The sequence below is a fragment of the Frigoribacterium sp. NPDC087798 genome, from assembly GCF_044742985.1.
GTDB lineage: Bacteria > Actinomycetota > Actinomycetes > Actinomycetales > Microbacteriaceae > Frigoribacterium.
On record NZ_JBIUVP010000001.1, the window covers coordinates 763327 to 782497 of the forward strand.

Below are 19171 nucleotides of genomic sequence, written 5' to 3' on the forward strand. Positions count from 1 at the left end.
GTGCTCAAGGGAGTGGCCCTCGGGCTGTTCGCCGTGGTCGTCCTCGCCGCCACGGGGTTCTTCGTCTGGGCCAAGACGCCGATGTCGGCGACGGCGTCCTCGCTCGAATCGGTGTCCGCCGACGAACGGGTCGAGGTGACGAGCAGACCCGACACGGTCGTGATGCGACCGACCGAGACGGCCGCCACCGGCCAGGGTCTCGTCTTCGTCGCCGGTGCCCGGGTCGACCCGCAGGCCTACGAACAGACCTTCGCGGGGCTCGTCGCCACCGGCGTCACCGTCGTCGTCGAACGACCCACGCTCGGGTTCGGCATCTTCGACCCCCGCCCGCTGTCGACCTTCACCGACCTCGCCCCCGAGGTCGACGCGTGGGCGGTCGGCGGTCACTCGCTCGGCGGGGTGCGTGCCTGTCAGTACGCCGCCGACGACAGGTCGGTGGACGCCCTGGTGCTCCTCGGCTCGTACTGCGCGACGACCGACCTCTCGGACGACGACGAGTTGGCCGTCCTCAGCCTCGGTGGTTCCGAGGACGGCCTCAGCACCCCCGCGAAGATCGCGACCTACCGCGACATGCTGCCGGGCAGCGCGTCGGTGGTCGAGATCGACGGGTCGAACCACGCACAGTTCGGCAGCTACGGCGAGCAGTCCGGAGACGGTTCGGCCACGATCTCGGACGAGGAGGCGCGCGAGCGCATCACGCGCCAGCTCACGTCGTTCTTCGCGGGCGTCGGCGTCTAGCCCCTGAGCGCCCGTTGCGCCCTACCGGTGGCGCCGCACGGACGGGCGGGCCCGGCGGCGGTTCAGATCGAACGCTTGCGCTGCCGCAGGGCCTCGAGGGCGAGCCCCTCGGAGGGGTACCGCCCGACGACCTCGCCCCAACGGGGGTCGGCGCCGCGCAGGGCGACGAAGGCGCCCTGCTCGGCCCGGACGTGGCCGAGCACGCGGTCCGGGGTCGACACCTGGACGAGGTCGGACGAGACGGTGCGCGTGATGACGCGGGCCATTCTCCTCAGGACGTCGGTCGGTGCGGTGGTGCTCACGGGTGGTGCCTCTCGTGGTGCTCGTGCGGGTGGTGCGACGACGTCTCGGTGACGTCCGTCGACGACGCTACCTGCGCCTCCCGGGGTGTGACCTCGGGGTTCGCTGTGCGTCGGGTGTCGTCCGGCTGTGGTTTCACCCGGCTCCGTCACCCACCCACCGGGCCCCGCCCCGGCACCCCGCCGGGCGCCCGGTACGACGACGCCCCGGACGAGCGGGGCTCGGCCGGGGCGACGTCGTCGACGGATCGGATCAGCTGGTCAGGCCGTCGACGTAGTCCTGGTTCTCGGAGATCCACTTCTCGACGACGGGGGCGTAGTCGTCGCCGTCGACCTCGTCACCGTTGAACATGGCGTTCTCGAGCGAGGACAGGGTCTCGGTGTCCATCTCGAAGCCCTGCAGCCACTCGGTCAACTGCGGGAAGTCCGCCGTGAAGCTCTTGCCACCGAACGAGTGGATGCCCTCGGCGTCGCCCAGGGTGCCCTCGGGGTCGGCGAGGTCCTTGATGGGGAACGCGTCGTAGGCCCAGTGCGGGCTCCACAGCGTCACCGCGATGTTCTCGCCCGCGTCGGTCGCACTCTTGAGCTCGGTCAGCATGGCGGCGGTCGACGAGGTCTGCAGCTGCAGGTCGCTCAGGCCGTAGGTGGGGATGGTCTCGTCCTGGACGGCGGCCGTGAGGCCCGCGCCCGGCTCGATGCCGACGATCTTGCCCCCGAACAGGTCCGCGTTGGCCGCCAGCTCGTCGAGCGAGTCGATCGGGGCGTCCTCGTTCACGGCGACCGCGAGCTTGGCGCCGTCGTTCCAGGCGCCGAGATCGGTCAGGTCGTCGCCGTACTGCTCGATGTACGAGGCGTGGGTGGTCGGCAGCCAGGTGTCGAGCACGACGTCGTAGTCGTCGGTGGTGAGCCCGCTGTAGACGGGGGCCACGTCGGCCGGCTCGAGGTTGACCGTGTAGCCCTCGTCCTCGAGGACGGTCTTCCACAGCCACGAGGCCGCGATGCCCTCGTCCCAGCCGTTGAACACGGCGAGATCGACGACGGCCTGGTCGCCGTTGTCGAGGGTCTCGCCCTCGGCCGACGAGCCGCTGCCGGGAGGCGAGCAGGCGGCCAGTCCGAGGACGGCGGTGGTGCCGAGGGCGATCGATGCGGCGATGGTGCGCTTCTTCATGTGTTCCTTTCGGGTGGTGCAGGAGGCGCGGGTCGGGTGGGTACGTGCTGCTCCCGTCCCGCAGGTGGTCGGGGTCTAGGCCGAGGCCGTCGCGGGTTCGCGGCGGTCGGCCGGGGGCAGGGGCTGCTCGGCCTCGGCGCGGTCGGGAGCCGGGGTCGGCGGGACGGACCGGCGGTTCTGCGCCCGGGCCAGCCGTCGGGCGTGACGGTCGGACCCGAGGGCCGCCGTCATGCGGTCGAGGACGATCGCCAGGATGACGACCGAGATGCCGGCCTCGGCACCCAGCCCGACGTCGATGCGGTTGAGGCTCGCGACGATGTCGCCGCCGAGTCCCCCCGCGCCGACCATGCCGGCGATGACGACCATCGAGAGCGAGAGCATGATCACCTGGTTGACGCCGGCCATGATGCTGGGCTTCGCGAGGGGCAGCTGGATCTGACGCAGGATGCGCCACGGTGACGAGCCGAACGCCTGGCCGGCCTCGACCACCTCCTTGTCGACGCCGCGGATGCCGAGCTCGGTCAGGCGGACGCCCGGGGCCATGGCGAAGACGATGGTGGCGACGATGCCGGGCACGACGCCGACGCGGAACAGCAGCAGGGCGGGGATGAGGTAGACGAACGCGGGCGTCGTCTGCATGAAGTCCAGCACGGGCCGGATGATCTGCGACGCGACGCCCGACTTCGCCGCGAGCACGCCGAGCGGGATGCTCAGCGCGATGGCGAGCGTGCTGGCGACGAGCACGAGGGCGAGGCTCGACATCGCGTTGTCCCACTGGTTGACCGTTCCGATGAACAGCAGGCCGACGGCCGTGCCGAGCGAGAACTTCCAGCCCTTCGCGACGAAGGCGAGGGCGGCGATCACGATCACGACCGCCCAGAAGGGAGGTGCGCCGAGGAAGTACGCGACCCACTCGTAGAAGAACGTGAAGACCAGGCGGACGACGTCGAAGAAGCCGCCCAGGTGGGTGGTGATCCAGTCGACGACGTCCGAGACCCAGGAGCCGAAGGGGATGCGGAGGTACTCGTTCATCGGGTGGCTCCTTCGAGGGTGGCGTCGAGCTCGACGTCCGAGATGCGGGTGACGGGCTCGAGCACGGGGATGGGCGAGGTGGTCGTGTCGACGTTGCCGAGCGCCGCGAGCAGGGTCACGCGGGGGATGACGCCGAGCAGGCGGTCGGCGTCGTCCACGACGGCGATCGGCAGCGGACTCTCGACCGCCAACTCGAAGAGGTCGACCAGCGCGGCCTCGGGCCCGACCTTCGAGAACTCCGCGTTGACGATGGCGGCGAGGTCGGTGTCATTGGCCTTGACCTGGCGCATGACGTGCCGGTCGCGCACCCAGCCGAGGAGCTTGCGGTCACGGCCGGTGACGAACAGGGCGGCGGTCTGGAGGTCGCGCAGGGAACGCAGGGCGCCCCGGGGGCCGACCGTGAGCGGGACGACCGCCCGGGCGGGCTCCATGACGCTGGCCGCCGTGAGGACCCGCGCCCGGTCGACGTCCTGCACGAACTGGGCGACGTAGTCGTTGGCGGGGTCGGTGAGGATGTCCTCGGGTGTGCCGATCTGCACGATGCGGCCGTCGCGCATGACGGCGATGCGGTCCCCGAGGAACATCGCCTCGTTCAGGTCGTGGGTGATGAAGACGATCGTCTTGCCGAGCTTCGCCTGCAGCTCGACGAGCTGCTCCTGCATCTCGCGGCGGATCAGCGGGTCGAGGGCCGAGAACGCCTCGTCCATCAGCAGGATGTCGGTCTCGGCGGCGAGGGCGCGGGCGAGGCCGACGCGCTGCTGCATGCCGCCCGAGAGCTGGCTCGGCAGCTCGTCCTCCCAACCCGCGAGGCCGACGATCTCGGTGACCTCCCGGGCCTTCGCCAGGCGAGCCGCCTTCGCGACCCCCTGGACCTCGAGGCCGTAGGCGACGTTGTCGATGACGGTGCGGTGCGGCAGCAGCGCGAAGTGCTGGAACACCATCGACACGTTCTGCCGACGCACCTCGCGGAGCCGCTTGGCCGGGACGTCCGAGATCGCAGAGCCCGCGACCTCGACCGAGCCGGACGTGGGCTCGAGCAGGCCGTTGAGCATGCGGATGAGGGTCGACTTTCCCGAGCCGGAGAGCCCCATTACGACGAAGATCTCGCCGGGCCGGACGTCGAACGAGGCGTCGATGACGGCAGCGGTGCCGAGGCCCGCGGCCTCGGAGCGGGAGGCGCCGGCCTCGAGTCGGGCGACGGCGTCCTTGGGTCGGCGGCCGAACACCTTGTACAGGTTCCGGGCACGCACGGCAGGCGTAGTGGTCACAGGTGTCTCCAGGCGCGCCGAGGGGGCACCGGCCGCTCGGGCCGGTTCGCCGTCGGCGGCGATCGGGTCGGGCGAACGGGTCGACGACGCGTGCGGACCGTGTCGGCTCAAGCCCACCGTGGAACCACGGGGCGAACCTGTCCTCCGCCGGGTCGGTCATGGGACCGGACCCTCGCGCCACCAGACCGTACGACGACCGGAACCCGAACTGATCGGACCATCGGTCGGCGCGTCCTGATGATGACGGGCCCGGTCTCCCGGGCCTCCACGACCGTAGCCGACATCCGTCGTCCATCCGAATTGCGAACCGGCGCGACGGCGCCGCGGGTGTACCCCGCGCACCCTGCGTCCCGGCGTGTCGCCCATGCCTGCGGGCCTGGTGATCGTCACCCATTCGTTACCCGCATGTGAATCGGCACCGCGCCTCCTGGGGGTTCGCCCGTCTCGCGGCGGTGATGCGGGCGAAAGCGATAGGGGCTACGGTCGACCGATGACGAGTCCCACGAACGGGGGCGGCGACGCCTCCACCGAGACGCACCTCCCGCAAGACTTCTCGCACGAGCAAGAGGGTTTCCAGCACGGGCTCAAGCCGCGTCAGCTGCAGATGATCGCCATCGGCGGGGCAATCGGCACGGGGCTCTTCCTCGGCGCCGGCGGTCGACTGGCCTCGGCCGGTCCGGCTCTCGCGATCGTGTTCGCGATCTGTGGCGTCTTCGCGTTCTTCATCCTGCGTGCCCTCGGCGAGCTGGTGCTGCATCGCCCCTCCTCGGGGTCGTTCGTCTCGTACGCCCGCGAGTTCTTCGGCGAGAAGTTCGCCTACGCGGCCGGGTGGATGTACTTCCTGAACTGGGCGATGACGGCCATCGTCGACGTCACCGCGGTCGCCCTGTACCTGCACTACTGGTCCGCGTTCACCGCAGCACCCGACTGGCTGCTGGCCCTGGTGGCCCTCGCCGTGGTGCTCTCGGTCAACCTGCTGGCCGTGAAGGTCTTCGGCGAGATGGAGTTCTGGTTCGCGATCATCAAGGTCGCCGCTCTCGTGGTGTTCCTCGTGGTCGGCGTCGTGTGGCTCGCGGCGGCGTTCCCCGTGACGCACGACGGTGCCGCGGTCGACACCGGCTGGGGCCTCGTGGCGTCGTCGGGCATCCTGCCGAACGGCCTGCTGCCGGCCGTGATCGTGGTGCAGGGCGTCGTCTTCGCCTACGCCGCGATCGAGCTGGTGGGCACGGCGTCGGGCGAGACCCAGAACCCCGAGAAGGTCGTGCCGCGCGCGATCAACACGGTCATCATCCGCATCGCGGTCTTCTACGTCGGGTCGCTGGTGCTGCTCTCGCTGCTGTTGCCCTATACGGCGTACAAGGCGGGCGAGAGCCCGTTCGTCACGTTCTTCGGCAGCATCGGCAGCCCCGAGGTGGGCGACGTCGCGGGGTCGATCATGAACTTCGTGGTCGTGACGGCCGCGCTGTCGAGCCTGAACGCCGGGCTGTACTCGACCGGCCGCGTGTTGCACTCGATGGGCATGAACGGCTCGGCCCCGAAGTTCACGACGAAGATGTCGAAGGGCGGGGTGCCGTTCGGCGGCATCCTGTTGACCGCGAGCATCACCCTCCTGGGCGTCGTGCTGAACGCGATCGTGGGGGCGAACACGGCGTTCGAGATCGTGTTGAACATCGCGTCTCTGGGCATCCTGACGGCGTGGGGCACGATCATCCTCTGCCAGATGCGACTGCGTCAGTGGGCGAAGCAGGGCAAGGCCAAGGAGCCCTCGTTCCGGCTGCCGGGGGCGCCGGTCACGAGCTACCTGACGCTGGCCTTCCTGGCCGCGGTCGTCGTCCTGATGGCGATCGACTGGCCGATCGGGTCGTTCACGGTCATGTCGCTCGTCGTGATCATCCCCCTGTTGATGCTCGGGTGGCACCTGCAGCGCGACCGCATCCTGGCTGCCGCCCGCCTCCGTGAGGGCATGACGGGCCCCTACCCCGTGACCGGCCGCGACGCCGCCTCGCAGGTCCCCCGCGACGGCCAGTAACCCCGCCCACCCCACCGACGCAGGAGGCGCGGGCCGCCCCGCCCGCGCCTCCTGCCGTCTCCCCCCGCTGACGACCCACCCGACGTCACTCCCCCGTGACGACCCAACCGACATCACTCCCCCGTGACGAGCGAAGCGACGTCACCCCCCGTGACGAGCGAAGCGACGTCACCCTCCGTGACGAGCGAAGCGACGTCACCCTCCGTGACGAGCGAAGCGACGTCACCCCCGAGCAACGTCGACCTGGCGGGCCCGGCTTGCTCCCCGTCCGTGACGAGCGAAGCGACGTCACCCCCGAGCAACGGTGACCTGGCGGGCCCGGCTGGTTCCCCGTGCGAGGTGGGCCGCGGTCCGCGGAGCGGACCAGACCCATACGACGAAAGAATCCCCCGCTTCTGCGACTGCAGAACACGGGGGACCCAATTCTTTCGTGCACCCCCTCGGACTTGAACCGAGAACCCACTGATTAAGAGTCAGTTGCTCTGCCAATTGAGCTAGAGGTGCGTGCTGCGATCTCTCGCAACGACGGTCAACACTAGCATGAGATCCGACCCACTCAGAACCATCGGCGCCGTCCGTGGCGCCCGCAGATCGGAGCACCATGTCCACTAAGCTCGAGAAGGGCGCTGCCGCGCCGACGTTCACCCTCGACGACGAGAACGGTTCGCCCGTCTCGCTGGCGGATTACTCGGGGCAGAAGGTCATCGTGTACTTCTACCCGGCGGCGTCGACGCCTGGCTGCACGACGGAGGCGTGTGACTTCCGCGACAACATCAACTCGCTGAAGTCGTCGGGCTACCAGGTGCTGGGCGTCTCGAAGGACGAGCCCGCCGCCCTGCAGGAGTTCAAGGACGAGCAGGGGCTGAACTTCCCGCTGCTCAGCGACCCCGAGCTGACGGTGCACCAGGCGTACGGCGCCTACGGCGAGAAGAACAACTACGGGCGCATCGTGACGGGCACGATCCGTTCGACGTTCGTGGTCGACGAGCAGGGCGCCGTCGAGCTGCCGCTGTACAACGTGAAGGCGACGGGGCACGTGGCGTCGCTCCGCAAGAAGCTCGGCCTCGACTGACCCCTTCGGCGACGAGGAGCGCAGGAGGCGCGGCGCCGGTCTCGAGGACTGGCACCGCGCCTCCTGCGTGTCGTCTCGCGACGGCGGCGGGCGGGTCGGTCAGTAGACGTGGGGGTCCGAGTCGCGGGCCGAGGTGGCCGCGACGACCGACGGCACGAGCAGCAGGACCACGACGGCGACGGCCGGCGCGAGGAGCGCGAGGCCGATGGTCGGGTTGGCGAAGACGCCCTGCAGGCTGCCGATGCCGACCGCGAACTGCAGCACCTGCCACACGATCGCCGCTCCCCTGATCCAGGCCCGGCCGCGCAGGGCGCCGACCATGATGGACCCGAGCCAGGCGGTCGCCAGCAGGGTCAGGACGAAGATCGCGACGGCCGACGGGTACGAGTCGGGACGGGCGACGAGCAGCTCGACGAGCAAGAAAGCCGCCGTTGCGGCGACCAGCAGGAACTCGGCGGAGAGCAGCACGATCACGACCCAGAGCAGTGCGGGTCGACGGGTCTCGGCAGACCGACCGGTCTCGTCTCGGGCGCCGTCCGGGCCTGCTGTGGTCACGTGTGAGCCTCCGAAAAATCCTTGATTTGGCCGTACCAGTATGCGACCATATTCGAGGTCGAAGTGACGCGCACATTGCGGTGCGCGCCTCCCGAATTCTTCTCTTTCCCCATCCCGAACCAGGCGCTTCGACGTGCCTGGTTCTGCACTTTTAAGGAGTACCCATCGATGGATTGGCGCGACAAAGCCGCTTGCCTGCAGGCTGACCCGGAGCTCTTCTTCCCCGTCGGCAACACGGGTCCCGCCGTCGACCAGATCGACAAGGCCAAGGCCGTGTGCGGCCGCTGCACCGTGACCGAGACCTGCCTGCAGTACGCGCTCGAGACCTCGCAGGACTCCGGCGTCTGGGGCGGTCTGAGCGAAGACGAGCGTCGCGCGCTCAAGCGTCGCGCGGCCCGCGCCCGCCGCGCCAGCTGATCGACCGTCGACCGCCCGCTGCGGTCGACCTCCGGCCCTCGGGGCCGATGACGAAGCCCGGCACCTGATCGCAGGTGCCGGGCTTCGTCGCGTCCGGGGCGGGGTCGTCGCCGGTCTCCGCTGTGGCTCAGGGCTGGGTGAGCCAGCGGAACGGGATCTCGATGGTGACCTCGGTGCCGTTGCCGACGAGGGTGTGCCAGTCGATGGTGCCACCGAGTTCGCCCTGGATCAGCGTGCGGACGATCTGGGTGCCGAGCCCCGAGCCGACCTTGCCCTCGGGCAGCCCGACCCCGTTGTCGCGCACCTTGACCGTCAACTCTTCCGCCCGACGGTCGGCGACGATCTCGACCTCGCCGTCGCGACCGTCGAGGCCGTGCTCGACGGCGTTCGTCACGAGTTCGGTCAGGGCGAGGGCCAGGGGCGTCGCGTACTCGCTCGGCAGGGCACCGAAACTGCCCGTCATGGTGGGGCGGACCGTCGTGTTGTGACTCGACGCGACCTCGGCGATCAGCATGAGGACCCGGTCGAAGACGGTGTCGAAGTCGACGTTCTGGCTGAGCCCCTCGGACAGCGTGTCGTGCACGACGGCGATCGACTGCACTCGGCGCATGGCCTGCGTCAGTGCCTCACGGGCGACGTCGGTGTGGGTACGACGTGCCTGGATGCGCAGCAGCGAGGCGACGGTCTGCAGGTTGTTCTTGACCCGGTGGTGGATCTCGCGGATCGTGGCGTCCTTGGTGATCAGCTCGCGCTCTTGGTGACGCAACTCGGTCACGTCGCGACAGAGGACGATCGCCCCGACGCGCTCACCACGGTCACGCAGCGGGATCGCGCGCAGCGACACCGTGACCCCGCGCGCCTCGATGTCGGTGCGCCAGGGCGCCCGGCCCGTGACGACCAACGGCAGGGACTCGTCGATCACGAGCTTGCCCGCGAGCAGGCCGGTGGTGACCTCGGCCAGCGACTCGCCTTCGAGCTCGCCGGCGAACCCCATGCGGTTGAAGGCCGACAGGCCGTTGGGGCTGGCGAACGTGACCATGCCGTCGACGTCGAGGCGCAGCAGCCCGTCGGAGGCGCGGGGTGCGCCCCGTCGCGGACCCGTCGGCGCCCCCAAGTCGGGGAAGTCGCCGGCGGCGATCATGGCGAAGAGGTCGTTGGAGCACTGGTTGAAGGTCAGTTCTTGACGGCTCGGGGTGCGCGCCTCGCTGAGGTTCGTGTGCCTCGTGATGATGGCGATCGGTGCGTCGGTCACGTCGGGCCGGCTGGCCCCCAGGCGACGGAGCACGGGCACGGCCCGGACGCGCGTGGGCGTCTCTTCGTACCAGTCGGGTGCGGCCGAGTCGACGATGCGGGTCGTCGTGAACGCCTGCTCGATCTGCTCGCGCCACTCGGGCCGCACCTCTTGTCCGACGAAGTCGCGGTAGAAGAGCGTGGCCGAACTCGAGGGCCGGGCGTGGGCGACGGCGACGAAGCTGTCGGTCTGCGTGGGGACCCAGAGGACGATGTCCGCGAAGGCGAGGTCGGCGAGCAGCTGCCAGTCCCCCACCAGCAGGTGCAACCACTCGACGTCCACCTCGCTCGAGAGGCCCTGGGCGAGAACGAGATCACTGAGCGTCGACACCCGCCCAGTCTAGGTCGACGGTCCGTCCGGCGACGTCGGCCACTCCCCGGCGGGAGGACCCGACCACCGCTTCTCCACAGACCGTCGAGTCGGTCTGGTTTTGCAATCTCACATGTCATATCTTCTAGTCATGCCCGGACGCACGTGAACAGGAAGACTGCCCATGCCCTCGAACCACCACGCCCTCGCCCTCGTCGAGCCCCAGGGGCCCACCGCACCACCTCGGCCGCACCTGAGACCCGTCCCGCCGCTCGCGGCGCCGGACCCGACCGACCCCGGCCCCGGCGCTGCGCCGGCGGAGGGTCGACCGTCCGGTCCCCGACCTGCCGTCCGCATGGTCCCTCGCGCCGGCACCTCGTCCGGGTCCCCCTTCCCGGACGATCCGGACCTGCTCGTGGAGAACCTGGTCCGCTGCGTCGTCGAGATCCTGGCCGGGGCACGAGAACTCGACCAGGTCTCGCGGTGGGTCACCGAGGACGTCTACCGCACCCTGCACAAGCGGGTCGTCCTGGCCGCCCGGGCCCGGTCTGCACACGGCATGCGTGCTCGGCGACCGGTGTTCACGATCGGCGGCATCCGGTCGAGTTCGCCCGCCGACGGGGTGATCGAATCCGTCGTCGTCGTGCACGGCCGCGCTCGGAGCCGAGCGGTCGCCGTCCGACTCGAGACCTACGACAGCCGGTGGAGAGCAGCGGCCGTGCACGTGCTCTGACGGTCGGCCTGGTCACCGCGGACGGACGACGCGCCCCCGAGCCTGGCTCGGGGGCGCGTCGATCGTCGTTCGGACGACGGGATCAGCGGGTCTTCTTACCGGCCGCCCGACGCTCGGCCCGGTTCACCGGAGCCTCGCCGTCGCCGGTCTTCTGGCCGAAGGCGCCGACCTTGCCGTCGTCGGCCTGCCGTGCCGCCGGGCCACCGGAGGCGCGAGCCGCCGCGATCTCGGGCGAATCGGAACGCTCGGCTTCGTCCTGAGCCTTCTGGGCCTTCGCGGTCGCACCCTTCTCGAGCTGACCGCGCTGGTTGCGCACCTCGACCTCGCCGTCGATGTTGGGAGCCGAGTAGGCCAGCTGGGCCTGCGGTTGCTTCTCGGCCTCGAGCCCCTTGGCCGCGATGACCGGTGCCTCGGTGGCGCCGACCTGGCCCTGCACCTCGACCTCGAGGTTGAACAGGAAGCCCACGGTCTCTTCGCGGATCTGGCCCATCATGCTCTGGAACAGGGCGTAGCCCTCGCGCTGGTACTCGACGAGCGGGTCTCTCTGGGCCATCGCGCGGAGACCGATGCCGTCCTTCAGGTAGTCCATCTCGTAGAGGTGGTCGCGCCAGCGACGGTCGATGACCGACAGCACGACCCGACGCTCGAGTTCGCGCATGGCGGGCTCGCCGAGGGTCTCGGTGCGCGCCTCGTAGGCGACCTTGGCATCGGAGAGGATCTCCTGCCCGAGGAACGCCCGGGTCGCCTTGCCCTTCGAGCCGGCCTCGGTGATGACCTCGTCGATGGTGATCGAGATCGGGTACAGGGTGCCGAGTTCGGTCCAGAGGGCGTCGAGGTCCCAGTCGTCGGGGCTGCCGTCACCCGTGTGCTGGTCGATGACCTCGTTGACGACGTCCTCGAGGAACTTCTGGCTGCGGTCCTTCAGGTCGTCGCCCTCGAGGATGTGGCGACGGTCCCCGTAGATGGCCTCGCGCTGACGGTTGAGGACGTCGTCGTACTTGAGGACGTTCTTGCGGATCTCGGCGTTGCGCGACTCGACCTGCGACTGGGCCGAGCGGATGGCCCGCCCCACGATCTTGTTCTCGATCGCGAGGTCGTCGGGCACGTTGCCGCGACCCATCAACGACTCGGCGGCGCCCGAGTTGAACAGGCGCATCAGGTCGTCGGTCAACGACAGGTAGAAACGGCTCTCACCGGGGTCGCCCTGACGACCCGACCGACCGCGCAGCTGGTTGTCGATGCGACGCGACTCGTGGCGCTCGGTGCCGAGGACGTACAACCCGCCGGCGTCGATGACCTTGTCGGCCTCTTCTTGCACGGCGGCCTTCTGGGCGGCGAACACGTCGTCCCACGCGGCCTCGTACTCGTCGGGGGTGTCCACCGGGCTGAGCCCCTTGGCGTTCATCTCCGCGACGGCGAGGAACTCGGCGTTGCCGCCGAGCATGATGTCCGTCCCGCGACCGGCCATGTTGGTGGCGACGGTCACGGCGCCGGCGCGACCGGCCTGGGCCACGATGGCGGCCTCTCGAGCGTGGTTCTTGGCGTTGAGCACCTCGTGCTTGACGCCCTTCTTGGCGAGCAGTCGCGAGAGGTACTCGCTCTTCTCGACGCTGGTCGTGCCGACCAGCACGGGCTGGCCCTTCTCGTGCCGCTCGACGATGTCTTCGACGACCTGGTCGAACTTGCTCGTCTCGTTCTTGTAGACGAGGTCGGTCTGGTCGATGCGTTGCATCGGACGGTTCGTCGGGATGGGCACGACGCCGAGCTTGTAGGTGCTCATGAACTCGGCGGCCTCGGTCTCGGCCGTACCGGTCATGCCGGAGAGCTTCTTGTAGAGGCGGAAGTAGTTCTGGAGGGTGACCGTCGCGAGGGTCTGGTTCTCGGCCTTGACCGTCACGCCCTCTTTCGCCTCGATGGCCTGGTGGATGCCCTCGTTGTAGCGACGACCGCTGAGGATGCGACCCGTGTGCTCGTCGACGATCAGGACCTCGCCGTTGATGACGACGTAGTCCTTGTCGCGCTTGAACAGCGCGTCGGCCTTGATGGCGTTGTTGAGGAACGAGATGAGCGGGGTGTTCGCCGACTCGTACAGGTTGTCGATGCCGAGGTAGTCCTCGACCTTCTCGATGCCGGGTTCGAGGACCCCGACGGTGCGCTTCTTCTCGTCGACCTCGTAGTCGGTGCCCGCGACGAGGCGCCGGGCGACCGTGGCGAACTCGGTGAACCACCGGTTGGCCTCGCCCGACGACGGGCCCGAGATGATCAGCGGCGTGCGGGCCTCGTCGATCAGGATCGAGTCGACCTCGTCGACGATCGCGAAGAAGTGGCCACGCTGCACCATGTCCTGCGCCTGCCAGGCCATGTTGTCGCGGAGGTAGTCGAAGCCGAACTCGTTGTTGGTGCCGTACGTGATGTCGGCGGCGTACATCTCGCGACGCTCGGCCGGGGTCTGGCCCGACAGGATGCAGCCGGTCGTCATGCCGAGCGCTCGGAAGACGCGCCCCATGAGCTCTGACTGGTAGCTGGCGAGGAAGTCGTTGACCGTGATGACGTGCACGCCGCGCGACGCGATGGCGTTCAGGTACGCCGCCGTGGTGGCGACGAGCGTCTTGCCCTCGCCGGTCTTCATCTCGGCGATGTTGCCGAGGTGCAGGGCCGCGCCACCCATCAGCTGCACGTCGAAGTGCCGGAGGCCCAGGGTGCGCTTGGACGCCTCGCGGACGGCGGCGAAGGCCTCGGGCAGGAGGTCGTCGAGCGATTCACCCGACGCGTACCGCTCGCGCAGCTCGACGGTCTCGTTGCGCAGCTCGTCGTCGGTGAGGGTCGTGAAGTCGTCCTCGAGCTCGTTGACCGCCTTGGCGTAGGCCTTCAGCTTGCGCAGCGTGCGGCCCTCGCCGACGCGGAGGACCTTCTCGAGGACGTTGGCCACTGGTGTGCTCCCATGTGTTCGGTCGAACCCGCGGAACGCTCCGCGGTCTCGCTGAGGTGATCCGCATCGGAGCACCGAGGTGTCGAAGGTCCGTCCTGGACCGGCCCACGATCGTAGCAAGCGTAGTGGCCGACCCCCTGGGAGGCGACAGGGACGTGCCCGCGCCTCCCGGGGTGTCGGCCACCCGGTGGGTCAGGAGGTCAGCTCGCCAGACCCGCCCGCAGGGCCGTCGCCGTCTCTTGCAGGTCGGGCGAGTCCTGGTCGAGCCCGATCACGCCGTAGTCCCAGCCCTTGCGGCGGTACACGACGCTCGGACGCTCGGTCTCGGCGTCGATGAAGAGGTAGAAGTCGTGGCCGACGAGCTCCATGTAGTAGAGCGCGTCGTCGACCGACATGGGCGTCGACGCGAAGACCTTCTCGCGGATGACCACGGGGCAGTACTCCTCTTCGAGTTCGTCGGCGGGGGCCTCGTCGCCCACCACCGTCACGGCCCCGGTGCGGACCTGGTCGAGCGTCTCCGCCGCGGCGGGGGTGACGCCCACGCCGCTGAAGTCGGCCGTGGCCGCCTCGCGCAGCGACGTCGGTCGGTGTTGCCCGCGATGGATCTTCTGCCGGTCCTTCGCCCGGCGCACCCGTTCGAGGAGCCGACCGATCGCGAGGTCGAACGCCGCGTACTTGTCGGCGGCCGTGGACTCGGCCCGCACCAGGGGGCCGGGGCCGATCAGGGTGATCTCGACCCGGTCGTCGCCCGCCTGCCCGCCGGACTTCTCGTGGTGCCGCGACACCTTGACCTCGAGGGCGAGGGCCTTCGTGGCCAGCGCGGCGACCTTGTCTGCCTTCTCGGTGGCGTACTCGCGGAAACGATCGGTGATGCCGACGTTTCGACCCGTGACGGAAATTTCCATGACGACCTCCTGTGGCTATCGACGTGCCGCCTGTCAGCCAGGCGGATGTCCTTTCACGCCTTTCGCCCCACCGTAGCCACCCGGACACCCCCGTGTCACGCACCGTTCACCGTTCGCTCAGGGGCGACCGGCGCCCGAGCCCGACGGGGTGGCGGCCACGCACGCCGCACCGACCACGATCGCGCCCCGGGCGACCAGCGCACGACGCGCCTCCTGGAGGGTGCCCCCGGTCGTCACGACGTCGTCGACGAGGACCACCCGCGACCCCGTGAGATCGCGGGTGGCGCGGAGGCTGCCCTCGCGGTCCCTCAGACGCTGCTGTCGGTCGCGGCCCTTCTGTCCGCCACCGGCCCGCGCCGTCGGCACGAGGACGCGCGAGCCCACCACGAGACCGAGCCGACGCAGCACCAGGTCGACCGGGTCGTAGCCCCGCCGACGCCGCCCCCGTCGTGACGCCGGCACCGGGACGACCAGCAGCGACCGACCGCCCGGGCGCGCGTCCCCGTCGGGTGCCCCCTCGGCCGTCACCTGACCGGCGCAGGACCGGAGAGCGGCACCGAGAGCCGGGGCGAGCACCTCGGCCAGGCGCACGCGTCCGCCGTTCTTGAAGGCCAACACGACGCCCCGCGCCTCGAAGGCGTAGACGAGTCCGGCGAAGACGGTCAGCCCGTCGGGGAGGTCGATCCGCACGACCTCGGGGACGAGCCGGCCCCGGCAGTCGCGGCACAGGCCGACGTCCGGGACGTGGCAGCCCGCGCACGAGACGGGCGACACGACGGACAGCGCCTCGCGGGCGGCCCGCGCCAGGGCGGACCGCGCATCGACGGCGGGACGGGAACGAGGACGCGGCGACCGGGGCACACCGACAGCGTGGACTCCCCCGGGTGCGCACGCCGCGCCTCCGTCGTCGGAGGAGGACGACCGACCCCCCACCTGCCCTGGGGAGGAGGCGACCCGGGGCGTCAGCGCTGGGTCGCCACCAGGTCGGCCGTCAACCCCGTGGCCTGCCAGCTGCTGCCCCGGGGTTCGAGCACGTCGCCGTCGGCACCCAGCAGCAGCAGTCGGTCGAAGCCGTTACCCCCGACGATCGCGACCGCCTCGCCCGACGGACGGCCGGCGCTCGAGGAGTCCCCGCCGACCTCGGACATCGTCACCCGTGACGACTCCCCGACGGTGGTCAGGACGGCGACGGTCAGTTGGTCCGCCCAGGTCGCGTCCACGGGGGCGCCGTCCGGAGCCGACAGTTCGAGGGTCGGACCCAGCCGGAGCGGGACCCCGTCGGCGTCCCGCACGACGGCGGCCACGAGGAGGCGCGACTCGCCCTGGTCGTCGAGCAGCAGCAACGCGCGGGTGCCGTCGCGCGAGATGCGGAAGGTCGTGACGCTCGGCCCCGCCGGCAGCGACGTCACCACCGGGTGGGGCGTGCCGTCGAGGGCGTACGCCGTGAGGCTCGTCGGGTCGTCGGCGACGAGCGACCAGACGAATCCCGCGTCGTCGAGCGAGGGGGCGACGAGTCCGGTCCGGGCGTCGACCAACCGGGCTCCTCCCTGAGAGGTGACCGCGTACGCGCCCGACGAGGTGCCGACGGCGGCGGTCGTCTGGTCTGCGGACAGCTCGACCGACCGGGGGCGGAGCGCCTCCACCGGGTCCGAGAGGCCCGGGAGCTGGCTCGTGGCGCTCGTGGTGGCGAATCCCAGCACGCCGTCGGCCAGCACGAGGGGCCGGGCGTCGACCGCGGGGTCGCGCACCGGCACGGGCTGCTGCATGGCCGGCACGGTCAGAGGCGCGCCCTCGACGCTGAGCTCGACGGCGGTCACGGTCGCGAGGGTCGAGAAGCTCGCCAGCAGCTGCGCCTGCATCCGGGCCCGGGCGGCGGGGGTCGCCTCGAGGGCGTCGGCGGTGAGGTCGACGCGGGCCGTCCCGTCGTCGACCGTGATGGCCGTCAACGACAGCTGGGTGCCCTCAGGGAAGGCCGAGACGACGGCACCCTGCAGCCAGTCCGACGGTCCGTCGAGCAGGGCCGTCGCGAGGCGCGTGCTCGTCGACGACCGTGCGAGGAACCACCGCTCGTCGGGCACGAGATAGGTGAAGGTGGGGTCGTAGAAGTAGGCGGCGTGCGACCGGAAGACCGAGTCGAACGTGGCCGGCGAGAGGACGATGCCGTCGGGGGCGTCGCTGATGCGCCACTCGCCGCCCTCGCGGACGAAGGAGAACGCCAGGGACGTCGTCGTGGAGGACGTGGCCGGCGTGTAGTGCCCCGCCGAGTCGACCGTCGCCGAGCCCACGAACGCGTAGTCGAGCGTCGACCCGCCGACCCGCGAGGTCGACCCGACCCCGGGCCTGATGGTGACGCTGGCCCGCGGCTCCCACTCGTCGGCGAAGCCGGTGCTGAGGAACTGCCGGGCCACCCCGTAGTTGTCCTGGGACCCGGTGCCCGCCGAGAGGAAATCGCGCAGCAGTCTCTCTTGCGAACTGCCGGCGACCGGCCCGTTGGGCCGGAACACGAAGTCGCTGACGACGTCGTCGCTGACGGTGTCGCCCTGCTGCACCTGACCGGCGTCCGGGATTCCGACGCACCCGGTCAGGGTGATCGCGGCGCCCACGAGGACCGCCAGCACCACGGACCGGCGGCCCCACCGGGCGTTCCGTCGTGGATCAGTCATCGTCGGCACCCCCCGATGACGGCGACGGGATCGGCACGCCCGGCGTCTCGGCCACCGGGACCGAACCCGACCACGGTTCGCCCGTCACCGGCACGGTCGTCTCGCCCCGACGGTCCGGCGGCACGACCGGCAGGGGCGCCCCCTCGATGCGACCGCCCGCCACGCGGGGCAGGGTGACGACGAACCGGCTGCCCGAGCCCGGCTCGGACCATACCTCGAGCCGGCCGCCGTGCAGTGCCGCGTCCTCGAGGCTGATCGCCAGGCCCAACCCGGTGCCCCCGATGGTGCGCTTGCGAGAGGGATCGGCCCGCCAGAACCGGTCGAACACGCGCGAGGCATCGGCCGGGCTCATGCCCACACCGTGGTCGCGGACGGCCACCGCGACGGCCGTGGCGTCGCTGTCGACCTCGACCTCGATCGGCCGCCCCTCGCCGTGTTCGATGGCGTTGCCCAGCAGGTTGCGCAGGATGCGGCGCAGCCGCCGCGGGTCGATCTCGGCCTCGAAGTACCCGCCCCGGGCGACGACCGAGACGACGCTGCCGGACCCGTCGGCGAGCGGCCCGAACTCGTCGACACCGTCCTCGACGAGACGGACGACCGTGACGGGCTCGGTGTCCAGCTCGACGGCACCGGCGTCGAACCGCGAGATCTCGAGCAGATCGGCGAGGAGCAGCTCGAACCGGTCGACCTGGGTGTGCAGCAGCTCGGCCGTCCGGGCGGCCGAGGGCGTGAACGACGTGCGCTGGTCGTAGAGGACGTCGCCGGCCAGCCGGATCGTGGTCAGCGGCGTGCGCAACTCGTGCGAGACGTCGCTCACGAAGCGTTGCTGGACGCGCGACAGCTCGGCCAGCTGCGAGATCTGGCGTTGCATGGCGTCGGCCATCCCGTTGAAGGAGCGCCCGAGCGTGGCCACGACGTCCTGCCCCTTCTCGGGGATGCGTTCTTCCAGGTGGCCGGCCGCGATCTTCTGGCTGGTCTCGGCCGCCGTGCGGATCGGCCCCACGACCAGGCGGACGACGAGGTAGGTGATCGCCGCGATCAACAGCACGAGTGCCAGCGAGCCGATGCCGAGGGTCCGTTGCATGAGGTCGAGCGTGGCCTGCGCGTCGCTGAGGTCGTAGACGAGGTAGAGCTCGTACTGGCCCGCGGTGGGCACCTGCAGGGTCGAGCCGACCGCGATGCCCGGCGAGCCCCCGCCCTGCGAGGTCGGAGGGAGCGACACCGACTGCATCGAGAGACGCTCGTCGTCCGCCGCCACCGCCTCGCGGAGGGCCGGCGAGATCACGGAGTCGGGGAAGTCGGGGCTGGCGATGTTCTGGATGGTCTGCGGGCTGTTCTGCCCCGGCGTCCGGAGGATCGCGATGCTCGTCCCGCCCGGGCTCGAGGTCGAACCCAGGATGGCGGTCTGGGCCTCGTTCTGCAGCGCGTCGAGCTCGACCTGGTTGGCGTCCTCGGTGGCGGTGGCCGAGTCGAAGATGTTCTGCGCGAGGAGCGTCGCCCGGACGCTCTCGGCCTCGACCTGCTCCCGGCGCTGGTCGTAGAGGCTCGTGCCGATCGTCACCGAGATGAGCGTGCCGATCACGGTCACGGCGACGGTCGACAGCACCACCGTGAGCGCGACGGTGCGGAACGACAACGACGACCGCCAGAAGCCGACCACCCGGGTCGGCCACGTGCGCCACGCCGGCGCCCGCCACGACCACGGACGGCCCGAGCGGACGGGCCCGCCCTGGTCGGGCCCCGCGACCGTCGACACGAGCGCC

16 protein-coding genes and 1 tRNA gene are annotated in these 19171 nt (G+C 70.5%); 5 read left to right on the forward strand and 12 right to left on the reverse strand.

What is annotated here, in order from left to right; all coding sequences use genetic code 11:
• Positions 1-738 carry an alpha/beta hydrolase gene (locus ACIOSR_RS03555; RefSeq protein WP_402751847.1) on the forward strand — a complete coding sequence of 246 codons (738 nt, stop codon included), beginning with the start codon at positions 1-3 and terminating at the stop codon, positions 736-738.
• Positions 739-800: 62 nt separating this feature from the next.
• Here the strand turns inward: ACIOSR_RS03555 and ACIOSR_RS03560 are convergent, their stop codons facing one another.
• The 4 genes from ACIOSR_RS03560 to ACIOSR_RS03575 form a co-directional block, all read right to left on the reverse strand.
• A complete protein-coding gene (locus ACIOSR_RS03560) occupies positions 801-1040 on the reverse strand; it encodes a hypothetical protein (protein WP_148053626.1) in 240 nt (79 codons plus the stop codon).
• Between the two features lie 250 nt (positions 1041-1290).
• Positions 1291-2205: a glycine betaine ABC transporter substrate-binding protein gene (locus ACIOSR_RS03565; protein WP_056046265.1), complete on the reverse strand. Its 915-nt coding sequence runs from the start codon at positions 2203-2205 to the stop codon at positions 1291-1293.
• A gap of 75 nt (positions 2206-2280) precedes the next feature.
• Positions 2281-3237, reverse strand: coding sequence for a proline/glycine betaine ABC transporter permease (locus tag ACIOSR_RS03570; RefSeq protein WP_200412241.1), 957 nt, complete (start codon positions 3235-3237; stop codon positions 2281-2283).
• Positions 3234-4505 (reverse strand): glycine betaine/L-proline ABC transporter ATP-binding protein, encoded by a 1272-nt coding sequence (locus tag ACIOSR_RS03575; RefSeq protein ID WP_200412242.1) that lies wholly within the window; start codon positions 4503-4505, stop codon positions 3234-3236. Before ACIOSR_RS03575 ends, ACIOSR_RS03570 begins: the two co-directional genes overlap by 4 nt.
• Before the next feature lie 490 nt (positions 4506-4995).
• Here ACIOSR_RS03575 and ACIOSR_RS03580 point away from each other — a divergent pair, with 490 nt between their 5' ends.
• Positions 4996-6534: an amino acid permease gene (locus tag ACIOSR_RS03580; RefSeq protein WP_123570384.1), complete on the forward strand. Its 1539-nt coding sequence runs from the start codon at positions 4996-4998 to the stop codon at positions 6532-6534.
• Between the two features lie 431 nt (positions 6535-6965).
• Here ACIOSR_RS03580 and ACIOSR_RS03585 read toward each other — a convergent pair.
• Positions 6966-7038 (reverse strand) — tRNA-Lys (locus ACIOSR_RS03585).
• A gap of 97 nt (positions 7039-7135) precedes the next feature.
• Between ACIOSR_RS03585 and bcp the strand changes: the two genes are divergently transcribed.
• Positions 7136-7606: a thioredoxin-dependent thiol peroxidase gene (gene bcp / locus ACIOSR_RS03590; protein WP_123570409.1), complete on the forward strand. Its 471-nt coding sequence runs from the start codon at positions 7136-7138 to the stop codon at positions 7604-7606.
• Positions 7607-7705: 99 nt separating this feature from the next.
• Here bcp and ACIOSR_RS03595 read toward each other — a convergent pair whose 3' ends face one another.
• Positions 7706-8161: a hypothetical protein gene (locus tag ACIOSR_RS03595; protein ID WP_402751848.1), complete on the reverse strand. Its 456-nt coding sequence runs from the start codon at positions 8159-8161 to the stop codon at positions 7706-7708.
• 168 nt (positions 8162-8329) lie between these two features.
• Here ACIOSR_RS03595 and ACIOSR_RS03600 point away from each other — a divergent pair, with 168 nt between their 5' ends.
• Positions 8330-8578: a WhiB family transcriptional regulator gene (locus ACIOSR_RS03600; RefSeq protein ID WP_043594001.1), complete on the forward strand. Its 249-nt coding sequence runs from the start codon at positions 8330-8332 to the stop codon at positions 8576-8578.
• A gap of 127 nt (positions 8579-8705) precedes the next feature.
• On the opposite strand, the gene ACIOSR_RS03605 is transcribed toward ACIOSR_RS03600, so the two are convergent.
• Entirely contained in the window at positions 8706-10199 is a 1494-nt protein-coding gene (locus ACIOSR_RS03605; protein WP_173151150.1) for a sensor histidine kinase, read from the reverse strand.
• A 334-nt stretch (positions 10200-10533) separates the two neighbouring features.
• On the opposite strand from ACIOSR_RS03605, the gene ACIOSR_RS03610 reads away from it, so the two are divergent.
• On the forward strand, positions 10534-10911 hold the full coding sequence (locus tag ACIOSR_RS03610) for an Rv3235 family protein (protein ID WP_402751849.1): 378 nt from the start codon (positions 10534-10536) through the stop codon (positions 10909-10911).
• An 82-nt stretch (positions 10912-10993) separates the two neighbouring features.
• Here the strand turns inward: ACIOSR_RS03610 and secA are convergent, their stop codons facing one another.
• The 5 genes from secA to mtrB all read right to left on the reverse strand — a co-directional run bounded on the left by secA (position 10994) and on the right by mtrB (position 19164).
• Positions 10994-13840, reverse strand: a complete 2847-nt coding sequence (secA, locus tag ACIOSR_RS03615; RefSeq protein ID WP_056046274.1) for a preprotein translocase subunit SecA — start codon at positions 13838-13840, stop codon at positions 10994-10996.
• Between the two features lie 200 nt (positions 13841-14040).
• Positions 14041-14745: a ribosome hibernation-promoting factor, HPF/YfiA family gene (gene hpf / locus ACIOSR_RS03620; RefSeq protein ID WP_056046276.1), complete on the reverse strand. Its 705-nt coding sequence runs from the start codon at positions 14743-14745 to the stop codon at positions 14041-14043.
• 117 nt (positions 14746-14862) lie between these two features.
• On the reverse strand, positions 14863-15606 hold the full coding sequence (locus tag ACIOSR_RS03625) for a ComF family protein (RefSeq protein WP_371740347.1): 744 nt from the start codon (positions 15604-15606) through the stop codon (positions 14863-14865).
• 101 nt (positions 15607-15707) lie between these two features.
• The gene (locus ACIOSR_RS03630) at positions 15708-17408 is read right to left on the reverse strand and encodes an LpqB family beta-propeller domain-containing protein (RefSeq protein WP_402751850.1); all 1701 of its coding nucleotides are present in this window, start codon (positions 17406-17408) and stop codon (positions 15708-15710) included.
• Entirely contained in the window at positions 17401-19164 is a 1764-nt protein-coding gene (gene mtrB / locus ACIOSR_RS03635) for an MtrAB system histidine kinase MtrB (protein ID WP_402752200.1), read from the reverse strand. The genes ACIOSR_RS03630 and mtrB overlap by 8 nt, the downstream gene beginning before the upstream one ends.
• Between the last annotated feature and the right edge of the window lie 7 nt (positions 19165-19171).